Below are 15,616 nucleotides of genomic sequence, written 5' to 3' on the forward strand. Positions count from 1 at the left end.
TCCCCAAAGCCTGATGCAGTACCAATCACCTATGCTGCGATATATATAACCCCTGCACTGTCCATAAAAATTATGGCGCATGGATATAAACTATGCGGCAAAAGGGGCATTTTTCCCGTGGGGAGGAAACGTTTATATTTGTACAGACCGCGCAGCTATCAATCTGCAAACCAAAATGCTAGACAAACCCAAAGGGCAGAAATTTACCGATGAGGCCAAGGCCATCATACTCGAGCATTTGAGCGATGAGCACTTTGGTGTTTCGGAATTGGCCAAAGCCATGCACATGAGCCGTTCCAGTTTGCTGCGGAAATGCAAAAAACAGACCCAGTTATCGGCCAGCCAGTTTATTCGAAAAATCAGACTGGAAGAGGCGATGGGATTGCTACAAGAAACCGATCAGACGGTTTCCGAGATTTCATATCAAGTAGGTTTTGGAAGCGTCTCCTATTTCATCAAGTGTTTTCGGGAACAGTACGGTCATCCCCCGGGCGAAGTTGGCAAACAGGGATTTCAGGACGCAGGGCCCGAAATAGCCGCTCCCTCCTTTTTTAGAAGATACCGTTGGGCTCTCCTTGCCATGGTAGTTTTAATCGGTGGCGGTCTTATTTGGTTACTACTTCCCTCCTCTTCTTCCCAAAAAACGGTGGAAACAGTTTCGCTCGAAAAGTCCATTGCCGTACTCCCCTTTAAAAATGAGAGCAGTGATTCCACCAACCTTTATTTTGTCAATGGTTTGATGGAAGCTTCATTGGGCAATCTTCAAAAAATTGAGGATTTACGGGTCATTAGCCGTACATCAGTGGAAAAATACCGGAATACCAATCAGAACATTGGAGAAATCGCCGCTGAGCTCAACGTAAATTATATTGTGGAAGGCAGTGGTCAGAAGATAGGCGACCAAGTCATGCTCAACATCCAATTGATCGATGCGGTAACCGACACACAGGTTTGGGGCGAACAATATACCCATCAATTGGTGGATATTTTCGCAATACAAAATGAAGTGGCCAAAAAAATAGCAGATGCCATCAAAGCGCAAGTAACACCTTCGGAGTTGGAGCAGATTAACAAAAAACCTACGGAGAACTTGGTGGCTTACGATTATTACCTAAAGGCACAAGAGCCGTTTAACAGAGGAACCGTAGAAGGTCTTCTGGAGGCCATTCCCCTATTTGAAAAAGCCGTTGAAGAGGACCCTGAATTTGCCTTGGTTTATGCAGATTTGGCCATAGCTTATTACTATCTCGACCTGTATAAAAAACAAAAACAATATACAGAGACCATTAATAATTATGCAGACAAGGCCCTACTGCATGATTCCAAACTAACAGAAAGCTTAATTGCAAAGGCCTTGTATTATATGCACATTGGGGATTATCGGTTGGCGGTCCCACATTTGGAAAAAGCTTTGGAATACAACCCCAATGCTTCAGGTGTAATCAATATTTTATCTTCCATTTACTCCAATGCCCTTCCCAATACCGGAAAATATTTGGAATATGCCCTAAAGGGCATTCAGTTGGATGTGTCGGAAAACAATATTACACAGAGCTATACTTATCTACACCTAAGTAATGCACTTGCTCAATCCGGGTTTACGGATGAAGCCTTGTTATACATCAACAAGTCGCTCGAAACCAATCCGGAAAATGAATACGCTCCCTATTTAAAGGCGTATATCCGATATGCCAAAAACAAGGACATCAAACAAACATTGAACAGTTTGAAACGTGAACTGATAAAGGACACCACCCGACTCGACATTTTGCAGGAAGTAGCCAAATTGCACTATTTTCAAAAAGAATATGATAGTGCCTATCAGTATTATAAATCGTTCAACGACATCAGGAAGGCAATGGGGTTGGGCATATATCCGCAAGAGGACATAAAAATAGGCTACACGTATGAAAAAATGGGGTTTCAGGAGGAAGCGGACCAGCTATTTGCTGCTTACGCCGACTATTGCGAACATGATCAGTCCATCTATCAACCAGCCAGCATGGCGGTACTTTATGCCTACGAAGGCAAATTGGACGAAGGCATTGCCCAATTGGAAGCTTTTGCGGCCAAAGACCACTTTCAGTATTGGATTGTGCTGTTCATGGGATTAGACCCCGTATTCCAAAAACTTGAAACACACCCCGGCTATGAAGCGGTGATGCAGAAAATAGCCGATCGCTTTTGGGAAAACCATGACCGTTTGGAAAAAACTCTGGAAGCCAAAGGGTTACTCTAGCATAGGCCGTTGTTGCAGAAAATTTTTAGTCCATGAACAAAAAAAAGCCTGCTCCCCAAGGAAGCAGGCCTATTATTTTTAAAGAGCGGATTTTATTTTTTATCGGTATTGATAAAGCCTATGGGCATCAACAATTCTTCCATAGCGGCAATGTTCAATCCTTCTGCTGTACCGGCCTCTTCCAAAGTGCTCAAATTAACACCCGGTGTGCCTCGTGGTAAATCATACGACTCTCCTACGCTGGCTGCTCCGTAGCCCAAATCCTTCATAGACCCAGCGGTTATTCTACTCAACGGGTTTTCTCCCAAATTCAAAAAGCCGGTCATCAACTCATTGTTCAAAGTAGACTCTTGCCAGTGGCCAAAAGCGGTACCTGGTCCAAACATGCTCTCAATGGGTAGCTCTCCCGTACCTCCTTCGGCATTCCAAAACACATTGGCCTTGCGTCCTCCAAAATATGGATTGGTTGTTCCGCCCAAAAGTAAATTACGTTCAAAATCAGGTGTTGAGATATTCCATAATGTGCCTATTCCCAAAACGTGACCCATTTCGTGTACGATCACATCTTCGAAGAGGCCGAGACTTTCCAAAAAGGCCAAGTCGTCCACATCAAAGAACATAATACCTGAAATGGTCAAGTAATCGCTGGTGCGTACAAAACGGGGTCCTGCTTGTCCCAAAATTCCGCCCGGGCCATCGATGGGCGCCAAAGCGACCTCAATGACCACATCGTCCAAGGTTCCTTCAGAAGCTGGAGGGAACCCCTCAAATGCAGATGGGATAGTACCTGTAATGGAAGGTACATCTTTGATAATGATACGCTCCCAACGGGCAGCGGCATCATTGAATACCTGTTCCTGCCGTTCTGTGGGTGGCAATAAAAAATTAAGGGTAATGTTAAAACGGCCTCGATCGTTGCCAGCGGCAGTTGTCGCACGGGCGGTAAGCAGGTCATCACCTACGATCAAGTCATCAAGCATGATCATTTTGTCGCCATGATCCACCAATGATAATGAGCTTGTCTCCGTTTCCAAAATGGCATTGGCATCATCTTGGGTAATTGTTTCGTCCGAACAAGAGGTAAATGCAATTGCGCCGAGTACGGCTGCCATCCAAAGGGAATGGCGTCGAGTTCTTGTGAGGTTTTTCATAATCGTGTTCTCAATTTTTAAGTTAATGTAGCTTAAACCAATAACTGGTTCCCCCTAAATTTAACAAAATCTTTCAGATATCACGATGCATTTCACAAAACCTCGATATAATGCATATTACGATGGAAGATGGGCAAGATGTGGGTCAAGAGTGATTTAACCTCCTATTTTTCGTTGACCTCTACCAGTTTGTCATCGCTCCATTCGCCACCGGCCACAATTTCGCCTTCGGCATCATAGAATTTACCGGTACCGCTGCGCTTATCATCTTTCCACTGTCCCGTGTATTTTTCACCATTGGGCCAGTAATACGTGCCGTAACCGCTGCGTTTATCGTTTTGATAGGTGCCCACGTAGTATTCCCCATCAGGCCAATAAAAGGTACCTTCGCCATGGCGCTGATTGTTTTTCCATTCCCCTTCGTACCGGCTGCCCGTTTCCAGCAAGGCCACACCAAAACCATGGGCTTTTCCATTCTTAACCTGGCCAATGTAGTGCAACTGGTTTCCTTTTTGGCTGGTAAAGGTCAAATATTCCCCATAGGATTTTTGCTGAAGCTGCTTTTTCAACCGTGCCAACTGCACTTTTGTTTTTTCCAACGAAAAATTAAGGGAATCGTATTTTCTAATGGCCGTCTCTTCGGACCAACGGGAAACAGGCAAAGAATCCTGTTTTTTCGTTTCGTCTACCACGGCCATGTTTAAGCTTATATCCTTGTTCCGTAGTTTTTCCGCCAGGGCAATGCGCAACGGAATCACCATATTGTTTTCCTTGCCTGCGGTTTGCAAGTTGGTTTGATAGGATGCAATGGCTCCATCGTAATCGCCTTCCAATAAAAGTGAATCTATCTTGGCCAATTGCTCGTGTGATTCCAGCTTTTTGGTCAATGTTTGATTTTGCTCCTTGGCGAGGGTAAGCTCTTTTTTTAATTTGAAGGATTTGGCAACGAAGAAAACCGTTCCAACCGCTAAGACTGCCAATAATATGAAGAATGTGTATTTTTTAAGTTTCATTTTCAATCACATGGTTCGTTAATAGGTACGTATCAATCGGTTAAATGGACGTCGGGCAGTTTGTTTTTCACCCTCCTAAAGTCTGGGGAAAAGTACATGTGGAAGCGCAATGTCCAACCCTGCTGGTAAAATCCGCCATTAAGCCTTTCCTGGCCCTGGGAGTACATCACTCCGGCAGCAAAGGTCAACCTGGGGGTTACGATATACCCAAGCGTAGTGGTCAAACGCAAGTCCTCCATAGGGCTTGCCACCACTTCCTTACCGCTTTGCATAATCAACTCGGCCTCTGGGGAAACATACCATGTTTTGGGCTGTAATTTGGTATCGTTCAAAGGTATCTTGGCGCGGAACATATACCGCCAACGGTTTCTGAAAATATACTCACTGTTCTCGGCAAATCCTTGTGTCCATCGGTGTTCTATCCGTATCCGGTGATAGAGCATGGCCGAGTAAAAGGGCATGGCAAATTGGTACTGGTGCCAAATCCGCCATTCCGGAACCACATTTCGGTCTTCCGAATCCTCGTCGGTGTTAAAATTGATACGCACTACCCCACCCAATCGAACATCGGTCTTCTTATTGAAGATGTAACCAATGGCGTGCCTATTGTAGATTTGACCCACTTGCCCAAAAAACGCAGTGTTTTTGGTTTCCTCAAGCCTCAAATGCGTCTGTGCGTCCCAAAAGAAACGCTTTCCAATCCTAATATTACCGTAGGTATTGAACCACACCTTGGTTTTGGGCTCCTTGTACTGGGAGGTTTCCGGTAACACCTGCTGGTCTTCTTGTTGGGCATGGCCAATGGCACCAACCCAAAACATGCATACCATCATGACCCTCCAAAGCCTTTTTTCAACTACTGCCATGCCTATTGGTTTTTGGGGGTTGATGTCACCTGTAAAAGTTGTAGCACTTCCATAGGGCGCTTTTCCCTTCGCAGTTTACGTTCCAGTTTTCGGGTGTCCTTGTTCCGCAAGTCAAGAATGATTTTATGGGTCTGAATGATTTGTTCGTTCAATGCCTTTACATTTCCGCACTCCAAGGATGATGTGGCTTTCAGGAAATAGGGTGTCAGCACCTCCTCATAGCTCTCGGTGATTCGTTTTTTCACCTGTTCCGCCATCACATTCGCCATAAAAGGGTTCCAAACAGCATTGGTATATTCCTTTTTGATGGCTTCCTGCTGCAGTGGTATGTTTTTCAGGGTTTGGGCCAGGTCGGTCAATGCCATCAAACAGGTTTTGACGCTATTGCCATACGCCAATTTTTCGTCGGGATTCTTCATATCCGCATAGGTAGTCAAAGAGCTGTCCGCTAACTTTTGAAGATTGTCCAACGCATTCCTATACTCCATAGTAAATCCTGAAACAGAATCCACCTCACGCTCCAGTAGATTGTTGAGCTGTATGAGTTCCTCTTCGAGACCATTGAGCATTTGCAATTGCTCCTCATTGGTCAACCTCGATGCCAAAGACCCCTTGATGTATTCCAAACTCATTCGGGCATAGGTGGCCAAAGCGGCTACGGAAAGTAAATCGTTGCCTTCGTAGCCAAACTCTTCCGAGCTGGGCAGGCTAAAACTTCGCATTTCCCCGGATTCGTTGGCCGTTACCGTGATTTCCGTATTTGGCTTTCCATTGGGCCACAACCGTTGCAGCATTACAGGAATTTCCTGATAGGCCACAATGTCATTTTCTTGGTAACTGACCAATGCCTTTAAGGGCTCCAGAAAATCCGAACTGATTTTTTGGGCCACATTGTAGTAGAAATAAGCTTCGGGGTCGGTGCGTTTGACGATATTCAAATGGCTGTTTCGCAAAATGGTCCGGCTCAAATTGGCAGCGACTTGGTAATCCGAAGCAATCTGCTCCAAGGTCTTTGTTTGAAGGGAATCCAGCGGATAAAATGGGACTTTTACTTTGGCTTCCATTTGAAAACCATCAGACCCCAATTGCCGCAGTACATTATCAATTTTTTGGTAATATCCAAGATTTTGGGCCAGTATGCTGGCGATACCACTTTCCACTTCTTGCTCTTGTAAAACAGCCTCCAGGAGCGAAATATAGCCCATATGCAAAGGGATGGTTTTGTAATTGGGCGCATTGGTGTCAAAAACCTGAATTTCCTTGGAAACTTGGTCGGTGGTCAACCGAATGTTGCGCAGCAATCCGTCATCAAAAAACCAATCCTCCATATCCTCCACGCGCTCGGTGCCGTAGTAGGACCATTCATCGTGGGCCAAGCCATCACGTAAAAACCTCCCGACCAAGACACTGCTGTCGTTTTCTATCTGAAAATTTTGTTGGGGAACGCCCTTATCGTATGTGATATCGCTTTTAAATAGAATTTGCTGTATTTCGGAGTCCTTGATTTGGTTGATGGTGTAGGTCCAGTTTCCATCGGGCTTTCCCTCCGAGAGTCGCCCCTCCCCTTTTTCTTGGGTCCCGCTCACCAAAACACGGTATTCGTAGCCCACTACCTGACTTCGGCTATTGGTTTGATATTCCCCAAACTCAAATTGCCATGGGCCATTGGCAATGCCTTGGTCAAATACACCGGAAATACGAAAGGAAGCATCCTCGTTTTCCACCAAGGTTTCCAAGTTGGATTGTTCCCATAAAAAATCACCATTAAAAATAGTGTCCAAATCTGAAATCGTGTATTGATAAACTGCTTGTCCGGAGTAGTTGCCCATCTGAAGTGGGCCCTCAAAGGTTTTTGGTTGCTGCCCAAAGCATAAGAGCGAAAAACCAAAACATAAAGAAACCGAAAAAAGCCATTGTTTACAAGGCTGGATCATGAGGTTGATATTTGCTGTTATTTACGAACCAATCAACCTTTACGGACTTCAAAATTCCTTGTTTTATGAAATTCATGCCTATACGGGACTTTGATTTAGAAATTTTTAATAGTGAGACAAAACAATTTACGATGTGATAAGGATTTATAGTGGAAACACTGTAAACCCTCATCTAAAAAAACAATATCCCTATACCATTTTTTCATACCTTGTTAGCTATTATCAAGCATAAACTGACTATATGAAACGTAACTATTGCCTCTGGGCCATGGCCCTATTTATGGGGCTTTCTCCTGCACTTGCGCAAAACGGGGAAAAAGAGACCGACACTACCAAAAAAGCGACCAAGGAGCTGCCCTTGGAACCCGAACGTACCGTCACCTTCACCACAAAGGAAGGGACTTGGCTATCACTTGACGTGAGCCCCGATGGAAAGACCATTATATTTGATATGATGGGCGACCTCTACACCCTTCCTATTCAAGGTGGCAAAGCAACCCGCATTACCGAAGGAATGGCATATGATGTTCATCCGAGGTTCAGTCCAGATGGAAAATCCATCGTGTTCATTTCCGATAAAAGCGGTTCCGACAATATTTGGACCATGGAATTGGCTTCCGAAGAAACCAAACAGATCACAAAAGACGACAATCAGAACTTCTTTTCGGCCGATTGGAGTCCCGATGGTGAATATATCGTTGGTGCACGTGGTCGAAGGAACATCAAACTGCACCTATACCATAAAGATGGTGGCGGTGGCGCCCAGTTGATCGATGAGCCTGAAAACCTAAAGACCATAGATCCCGAATTCGCACCCGACGGAAAGCTGATTTATTTTTCCCGAAGAATGCGTGCCTGGAACTACAACGCGCAGTTGCCACAATACCAATTGGGTACCTACGACATGGAAGACGGCGATTTGGCGACCATTACCTCCCGCTACGGCTCCGCTTTCACTCCTACCCTTTCGCCCAACGGCAAATGGTTGGTGTACGGTAGCCGTTTTGAAACCGAAACCGGATTGGTGCTACGTAATCTGGAAAACGGGGACGAACGTTGGTTGGCTTACCCCGTACAGCGTGATGAGCAGGAATCCATTGCTCCTTTGGGCGTATTGCCAGCAATGGCTTTTACACCCGATAGCAAGAATCTGGTGACCAGTTACGGTGGAAAAATTTACAGTATCGATATTGCTTCCAATGCTGCTTCCGAGATTCCTTTTGAAGTGGATGTGAACTTGGAAATGGGACCACAGCTCAAGTTTAAATATCCGATCAAGGATACACCAGAAGCCTTGGTCACCCAAATCCGTGATGGTGTGCCCTCGCCCGATGGCAGTCAATTGGCCTTTACGGCCCTGAACAGGCTCTACGTAATGGATTTGCCCAATGGAACCCCAAAAAGGCTCACTAAAAACGACTTTACCGAAGCGCAACCTGCTTGGTCACCCGATGGCAAAAATATCGTGTTTGCGACGTGGGAGACGAATGGCGGACATTTGTACAAAGTCAGCGCCAATGGCCGCGGTGGTATTCAAAAACTGACGGATGAGGCTGCCATTTATAGCAGTCCAGCATGGTCGTACAGCAGCAATAGGATTGTTTTCCTAAAAGGTCCGGCACAGGTATACCGAGATGCCATCGGTCCAAGGGCCAGCGGTGCGGAAGAGGATTTGGCGTGGATTCCCGCTGAGGGCGGAAAAATCACTGTCATCGACAAGGCGGAAGGACGTTCCGGCCCACATTTCACCAAAGTGGATGACCGCATTTACCTGAGCAAGGATAAATCTTTGTTGTCCATTCGTTGGGATGGTACCGATCAAAAAGAACATTTGAAATTGAGCGGCATCACCACCTTTGGTTCTTCTTCCTTTGGGTTCCACGATCACAACGGAGGTCACAATATCCTGCCCGGGTCGGAACAGTATCAAGCGCCTGAGGATAAATCGTCCGCACCATCAGAAATCAAAATATCGCCTGACGGAACTACGGCACTGGCCAAAATCAACAATGATATTTATACGGTAACCGTCCCAAAATTTGGACAGACCCCCAAGATATCGGTGGCTGATGCGGACAAAGCCGCCTTCCCAGCCAAAAAACTGACCGTAATGGGTGGTGAATTCCCTGCTTGGCGAAGCGATAGCAAAAATGTGCACTGGTCGCTTGGAGCCAGTCATTTTATCTATAACCTTCCTGCTGCGGAAGCCTATGCCGACAGTGTTGCCTTGGCCAAAAAAGAGGCGGAAAAGCTGAAGGACAAGCAAAAGGAGGAAGACAAGGATAAAGACGAGGATAAAAAGGACAAGGAAGAGGAAAAGGTCTTCGAAGCCAAAGAGATCAAGGTAAAGGTAAATTACACCAAGGATATTCCCGAAGGCAGTGTATTGCTCAAAGGGGCTAGGATCATTACCATGAAAGGTGATGAGATCATCGAGAATGGCGATATTCTGATCGTGAACAACCGCATCAAAGGCGTTGGACCCTCAGGCAGTTTGGAAATGCCCAGAGGCACCGTGGAAATCGATGCCAGCGGCAAGACCATCACTCCTGGCTTTGTGGATACCCATGCCCATATGTGGCCCAACTGGGGCATCCATAAAAATCAGATTTGGATCTATTCCGCCAACCTCGCCTATGGCGTCACCACTACGCGCGACCCACAAACGGCAACCACCGACGTGCTCACCTATGCCGATATGGTAGATGCCGGCATGATGCACGGCCCCCGTGTGTATAGCACCGGGCCCGGTGTTGGCTACTGGTCGTACAAACTCAAATCGTTGGAGCACGCCAAAGATGTGCTAAAGCAATACAGCGAGTATTACAACACCAAGAGCATCAAAATGTACTTGGTGGGCAATCGCCAAATGCGCCAATGGGTAATCATGGCGGCCAAGGAACTGGAATTGATGCCCACCACCGAAGGTGGATTGGACTTTAAACTCAACATGACCCAGTTGTTGGACGGCTATCCTGGACACGAGCATTCTTTCCCCATTTATCCTATATATAAGGATGTGGTGCAATCCGTTGCCGAGTCCAAAATGGCAGTGACCCCTACCCTTTTGGTGTCCTACGGCGGACCGTGGGCGGAGAACTACTACTATGCCACGGAAGATGTGTACCACGACAAAAAACTACAATATTTCACGCCTTACGAAGAGTTGGCGCAGAAATCGCGCAGAAGGGCTGCCTGGTTTATGCCCGAAGAGCATGTGTTCCAAAAGCACGCCGAGTTTATGAAGGATTTGGTAGAGGCTGATGGTATTGGTGGCGTAGGAAGTCATGGCCAGTTGCAGGGATTGGGTTACCACTGGGAACTGTGGTCGGTGGCCAGCGGCGGCATGAAGAATATAGATGCCTTAAAAACCGCCACGATTTTGGGCGCTGAAGCGCTTGGTTTGGACGGTGATTTGGGCAGTATTGAGGAAGGCAAGTTGGCCGACATCCTGATCATGGACGAAAATCCGTTGGAAGATATCCGTAACACCAATACCCTTACCCATGTGATCAAAAATGGAAAGGTATACGATGCCGAAACCTTGAACGAGGTAGCTCCTGTGGAAAAAGCAGCGAAGCCGTTTCCTTGGCAGACCCAAAAACCTGCTGGTGTGCCTGGAATGAAACAGTAAGACTGGACTTATATAAAAAGTAAAAGGCGTACCATTGAGTGCGCCTTTTTTATACTATGACTTGACCTAAACCTTTGTCATATTGGATTAATCAGCCTAACTATTAACCGTTATTAAAAAACCAATCATAATCCAGAGCTAATTCATTGATTTTAGCAATAGTAGTTTGGTCAATCAAATCCGTACCTGGATTGTTTTGAAAATCGATATAACCCATGTTAATTGAGTTTGAAACGGCATTATCATAAATACCGGAAATTATCAAATCCAATTGGGCTGCACTCAATTGATTACTGCCAACATACAAATGGGATACCAAGGGATTGTTGGATAAATCCAGACTAGTTAAATTATTATTGTGAATTGATAACCTTTCGAAACTACTATGTAAACTTAAGTCTATATTATCTAGCAAATTATCACCTATATACAAATCCCTTAGTCTCAGATTTGAAGAAAGATCAATCGAGCTTATTTGATTTTCATATAAATCTATACGTTCCAATTCAGTATTATTGGAAAGATCTATCTGAGTGAGGTTATTTGCCCCAACATTGATTTCATATAAACTCAGGTTTTGGGAAAGATCAATACTGGACAGTAAATTATTGCTCAAATCAAATCGCTGGAGGTCCTGATTATTAGTAAAATCTACATTGGTTAAAACATTCCCTCTTGCTAGCAATACACTTAATTTTGAGTTATTGGAAACATCCAAATTGGAAATTTGATTTCCTTCCACCCACAAAAATTCCAAATCAGGATTCTGGGAAACATCTATCGCCGTTAGCTGATTATACCTTGCATAAAGCTTTTTTAATTTTTGATTTTTTGTGAGATCTAAATCAATAATTTGATTGTACCCTAAACTTAGATATTCCAAAGCAATATTACTGGATGTATCCAAAGTTGATAATTTACCCAAATGAAATTCTATTGTCGACAACAAAATCAAATTTCCAATATTCGCCGATATAAGATTACTTTGATAACCATGTTCAGGAACGTTATTTCGAAACTCTAACTCTTCAATAGCCTCAATGGCCCCGATAACCTTTATTTCATAAATACCATTATCTTCAAAATCATGGGACAGTTCATTATTTATGTTCAGGTCACTTAGGGTTGAAACATACTCATCAACAGTGCCGTCTCCCCAATCAACCTTATAAGTTGAGCCAGTTAATGACTTTAGAACAATTGTTTTGGTTGTTAGATTTTCCGTATCATCAACCGTTAGTGTAAAGAAATCATCAGATTCGGGGAAAGCGAGGTTATCGTCCTCATATCCAAATTGCACCCAAGAATAGCCGGCTGCTTCAATATTTTCGACAGGTGTATTCTTTGAATTAGCTTCTTGTACAGGGAAATTAAATGGAAGCGATGTACTGGTAAACTGAGATAATGCGGAGGTGGATTTTGGTGCCAAGTAAATGACAAAATCATCAGAATCTATAACTATAAACTCAGTTAATTTATATGTTCCGGGATCCAGCATTATCTCTTCCGTAACATAATCACCACCATTATCTATTACACTAAGTTTCTTTCTATTTAAAATAGTAGCACCATTGCTGGTTTCCACACTAACAAAAACATTGGCTGGAATAAACTCTTTAGCCGTTAGGCCTGAAGTGCTTTTAGCAGTTATCTCCTTATTGCTAATACTAAAGGATTGTGCTCCCTGCTCAATTGCATCGGGTGTTTCAGGAATATTGGGGGAATTTGGTTCTTCACTTTTGGAACAGGATATCAACAAAGTGAACAACACAAGTAGGTAAGAAGCGTTTTTCATAAAATGATGCAATGTTTGGTGGAAACACAGCTAACTATACTGTGCATTGAAGTATGGGGTTAATTTAATTTTTAAGTGCTTTATAAAAGTAAGATTTTTTTTAATCTAAAGATTTTAATTTACTACGAATGGTATCATATTCTAGATAAATCAGTCTTCAAGGCATCCAAATCCTCCTGGTAAATTTCATTTAAGTATTCCTTGTAAATATCACTGTATTTGTATCCAATGGTTTCTTGAGCTTTAGCCAGATTATACTTTGCTTTGATGGTATCCCCTAACTTTAAATACGTTTGCGCAAAAACAAAACCGCCCTTTGCGAACCAGTTGCAAGGGGCGGTTTTTATTTGAAGAATAGCTTGTCCAGCAAGTTGATTTCGTCTCGTAATGCCAACTACTCCTTCAATGATTTCATATCGATGACAAAACGATATTTCACATCGCTTTTGAGCATGCGTTCGTAGGCGGTGTTGATGTCTTGGATGTTGATCACTTCCACATCCGAGGTAATGTTGTGCTCGCCACAGAAATCCAACAGTTCTTGGGTTTCGGCAATGCCCCCGATCAAGGAACCTGCCACGCTTTTTCGGCCCATGATCATGGGCACGGTGACCAACATGGGATCCAATGGTCCCAAATAGCCCACTACGACCAAGGTTCCGTTGGTAGCCAAGGTGGCCACGTAAGGGTTAAGATCATGCTCGTAGGGTACGGTGTCGATGATCACATCGAACTGGCCTGCGGCCTGTTCCATTTGGACTTCGTCCGTAGAAATGACCACATGGTCCGCGCCCAATGCCTTGGCATCGACCATTTTATTGGTAGATCGCGAAAACAAGGTCACCTCGGCACCCAAGGCCGACGCCAATTTCAACGCCATGTGTCCCAATCCGCCCAAACCGACTACGGCCACCTTGCTGCCCTTGCCCACTTTCCAGTGGCGCAATGGGGACCAAGTAGTGATGCCTGCACAGAGCACGGGAGCGATACCCGCAAGGTCCAGATTTTTGGGAACGCGGAGCACAAAGTCCTCGTCCACTACAATTTTTTCGGAATAGCCGCCGTGCGTGGGGCTGTTCAAATGCTTGTCGAAGCCTCCGTAGGTGCCCACCCACTCGGGGCAGTACTGTTCTTCATCGTTTTTACAGCTTTGGCAGCTGCGGCACGAATCCACCAAACAGCCCACGGCGACGATATCGCCCACTTGGTGCTTGGAAACCTTGGAACCCACTTGGGTGACCTTGCCCACGATTTCGTGGCCGGGAACTACTGGGTATTGGGTCATGCCCCAATCGTTTCGGGCAAAATGAAGGTCGGAATGGCAGACCCCGCAGTAGAGGATATCAATTTCAATGTCCTTTTCGAGGACCGTTCTTCGGTCGATCTGCATTTGTTTTAAATCGGCTTCGGCAGACTGCGTGCCAAAGGCCTTTACGGCTATAGTGTCCATACGTGTGTTTTTAGATGTGGTTTTTTTAAATGTACGAAACTTTGGGGCAGCGCGCACTGCTTTTTTGGGAAACCATGGGCAGACGCAGCAGTTTCTTTTGTGGCGACATTTGCATTATTGGCGTGCTTCGCCTAAATTTCCCATCCCAACACATAACTTACCTACCATGAACGTACGGCTTACCAAAGAACAAAAAATCAAGGTGCTCAACTCTGCGGACATATATGCGATCATGCAGCAGGTGCTGTTGCGCGAAAACAAGATTCGCCGCAACCAAGAGCACTTTTGGGTGGTGGGGCTCAACCAGAACAACAAGATCTTGTTTGTAGAGCTCATTGGCCTTGGGGCGAGCAACCGGGTAAATGCCGACCCGCCGGATGTGTTCCGGATGGCGATCTACAAACTGGCCAGCAAGCTGATCTTGGTGCACAACCACCCCAGCGGCTCGCACGAAGTGACCGATGCCGACCTTAACTTTACCGACCATATGCTGAAAGTGGGCAAACTGATCCATGTGGAGGTGCTGGACCATTTGGTGATCACAGAAACCCGTTACACCAGTTTTGAGGACCGTGGGATCATGAACCAATTGCGCAAAAGCGGCTTTTTTGAGATTACCGGGCCCGAAAAAAAGGAATTGGAGGAGTTTAAGATCGAGACGGAGAAGAAGCGGGCCAAAAAGGAAAATTCGCTTGAAATTGCCAAAAATTTAAAGGCTCAAGGTGTAGATGTTGAAATTATTAAAAAAGCTACGGGGTTGAGTTTAAAGGAGATTGGGGGGATTTGATTAGTCTTTCCTTAATTAAGAAATTTTGTTGCATTGGTTTCAAAAACACGTTCAGCAACAATATCTGAATCATCTGGGTGTAAAATGTCGATTAAATCATTTTTGTAAACCCTATCCCAAATCTTATATGTTTCTCCCTTTGTGTCTTTGGGTTCATTTGCAATGAGATAAAATCTATTATCCTTGAGACTTTTACTATATCTGTAACTGAGGGAAGTTATTAAAGCAATATAATGAGAAACGTTTCTATCAACGGTTTGATGAGAATGTTCAAATGTCAAAGATTTAGCCCCCACTAAAGATCCATTCATTCCAATACAATCTAATTCGTAAGGAAAAATAATATCAGAAATTAAATTACTATCAATTTTAATATTGGTATGAACTCTTTCCTCCACTTTAGATATCAATCTTTCTTGAACATGAGATTTGATCATTTGAAGATCTTCCTCCCCTTTATTACCTTTTATATGCTCAATAGGGTCAACATAAAGCTTGAACAGCTTATCCAAGTCAATTGAATGAGAGTCCAGAATTAGTTTCGGAGAACTAAATTGAATTAAACCTGTAGTATAGAGATTGAGGTAATTGAAATAATCTGATTTTGATTGACTATTATACTCAGTAAAATCAAACAATCCTATTGTACCCTCTGTAGCCTTCCCTTTTTTAGGACATCGCTAAATTCATAAAATTATCATTAATGTCGTCTGTTTCGGGGAAGAATTCTTCCCCGAAACGGTTCTT

The 15,616-nt window shown here is 44.4% G+C and carries 10 protein-coding genes; 3 read left to right on the top strand and 7 right to left on the bottom strand.

Translation table 11 applies throughout. From position 1 onward, the window contains the following. Window positions 1–79 precede the first annotated feature (79 nt). Window positions 80–2,239, top strand: coding sequence for a helix-turn-helix domain-containing protein (locus GGE08_RS15635; protein WP_257024055.1), 2,160 nt, complete (start codon window positions 80–82; stop codon window positions 2,237–2,239). Between the two features lie 92 nt (window positions 2,240–2,331). Here GGE08_RS15635 and GGE08_RS15640 read toward each other — a convergent pair whose 3' ends face one another. The 4 genes from GGE08_RS15640 to GGE08_RS15655 all read right to left on the bottom strand — a co-directional run bounded on the left by GGE08_RS15640 (window position 2,332) and on the right by GGE08_RS15655 (window position 7,098). Continuing rightward, window positions 2,332–3,390 (bottom strand): leishmanolysin-related zinc metalloendopeptidase, encoded by a 1,059-nt coding sequence (locus GGE08_RS15640; protein WP_179385819.1) that lies wholly within the window; start codon window positions 3,388–3,390, stop codon window positions 2,332–2,334. A 164-nt stretch (window positions 3,391–3,554) separates the two neighbouring features. Further along, entirely contained in the window at window positions 3,555–4,403 is an 849-nt protein-coding gene (locus GGE08_RS15645; protein ID WP_179385820.1) for an MORN repeat-containing protein, read from the bottom strand. 32 nt (window positions 4,404–4,435) lie between these two features. Next, the gene (locus GGE08_RS15650) at window positions 4,436–5,269 is read right to left on the bottom strand and encodes a DUF2490 domain-containing protein (RefSeq protein WP_179385821.1); all 834 of its coding nucleotides are present in this window, start codon (window positions 5,267–5,269) and stop codon (window positions 4,436–4,438) included. Window positions 5,270–5,271: 2 nt separating this feature from the next. Continuing rightward, entirely contained in the window at window positions 5,272–7,098 is a 1,827-nt protein-coding gene (locus tag GGE08_RS15655) for a hypothetical protein (protein WP_179385822.1), read from the bottom strand. Between the two features lie 346 nt (window positions 7,099–7,444). Here GGE08_RS15655 and GGE08_RS15660 point away from each other — a divergent pair, with 346 nt between their 5' ends. Further along, window positions 7,445–10,837 (top strand): amidohydrolase family protein, encoded by a 3,393-nt coding sequence (locus tag GGE08_RS15660; protein WP_179385823.1) that lies wholly within the window; start codon window positions 7,445–7,447, stop codon window positions 10,835–10,837. Window positions 10,838–10,940: 103 nt separating this feature from the next. Here GGE08_RS15660 and GGE08_RS15665 read toward each other — a convergent pair whose 3' ends face one another. Then, window positions 10,941–12,632: a leucine-rich repeat domain-containing protein gene (locus tag GGE08_RS15665; RefSeq protein WP_179385824.1), complete on the bottom strand. Its 1,692-nt coding sequence runs from the start codon at window positions 12,630–12,632 to the stop codon at window positions 10,941–10,943. A 394-nt stretch (window positions 12,633–13,026) separates the two neighbouring features. Further along, complete coding sequence (locus tag GGE08_RS15670; RefSeq protein WP_179385825.1) at window positions 13,027–14,082, bottom strand: NAD(P)-dependent alcohol dehydrogenase; 1,056 nt, start codon at window positions 14,080–14,082, stop codon at window positions 13,027–13,029. A gap of 166 nt (window positions 14,083–14,248) precedes the next feature. Between GGE08_RS15670 and GGE08_RS15675 the strand changes: the two genes are divergently transcribed. After that, on the top strand, window positions 14,249–14,869 hold the full coding sequence (locus GGE08_RS15675; RefSeq protein ID WP_179385826.1) for a JAB domain-containing protein: 621 nt from the start codon (window positions 14,249–14,251) through the stop codon (window positions 14,867–14,869). Window positions 14,870–14,880: 11 nt separating this feature from the next. Here GGE08_RS15675 and GGE08_RS15680 read toward each other — a convergent pair whose 3' ends face one another. Continuing rightward, entirely contained in the window at window positions 14,881–15,381 is a 501-nt protein-coding gene (locus GGE08_RS15680) for a hypothetical protein (RefSeq protein WP_179385827.1), read from the bottom strand. Window positions 15,382–15,616 lie beyond the last annotated feature (235 nt).

The organism is Allomuricauda sp. ARW1Y1 (assembly GCF_013407935.1).
Lineage (GTDB): Bacteria > Bacteroidota > Bacteroidia > Flavobacteriales > Flavobacteriaceae > Flagellimonas.

What these genes read in the sequence shown, in the direction of transcription:
- GGE08_RS15635 (WP_257024055.1), top strand. Translation starts at nt 80, where the DNA reads ATGGATATAAACTATGCGGCAAAAGGGGCATTTTTCCCGTGGGGAGGA.
- GGE08_RS15640 (WP_179385819.1), bottom strand. Translation starts at nt 3,390, where the DNA reads ATGAAAAACCTCACAAGAACTCGACGCCATTCCCTTTGGATGGCAGCC.
- GGE08_RS15645 (WP_179385820.1), bottom strand. Translation starts at nt 4,403, where the DNA reads ATGAAACTTAAAAAATACACATTCTTCATATTATTGGCAGTCTTAGCG.
- GGE08_RS15650 (WP_179385821.1), bottom strand. Translation starts at nt 5,269, where the DNA reads ATGGCAGTAGTTGAAAAAAGGCTTTGGAGGGTCATGATGGTATGCATG.
- GGE08_RS15655 (WP_179385822.1), bottom strand. Translation starts at nt 7,098, where the DNA reads ATGGGCAACTACTCCGGACAAGCAGTTTATCAATACACGATTTCAGAT.
- GGE08_RS15660 (WP_179385823.1), top strand. Translation starts at nt 7,445, where the DNA reads ATGAAACGTAACTATTGCCTCTGGGCCATGGCCCTATTTATGGGGCTT.
- GGE08_RS15665 (WP_179385824.1), bottom strand. Translation starts at nt 12,632, where the DNA reads ATGAAAAACGCTTCTTACCTACTTGTGTTGTTCACTTTGTTGATATCC.
- GGE08_RS15670 (WP_179385825.1), bottom strand. Translation starts at nt 14,082, where the DNA reads ATGGACACTATAGCCGTAAAGGCCTTTGGCACGCAGTCTGCCGAAGCC.
- GGE08_RS15675 (WP_179385826.1), top strand. Translation starts at nt 14,249, where the DNA reads ATGAACGTACGGCTTACCAAAGAACAAAAAATCAAGGTGCTCAACTCT.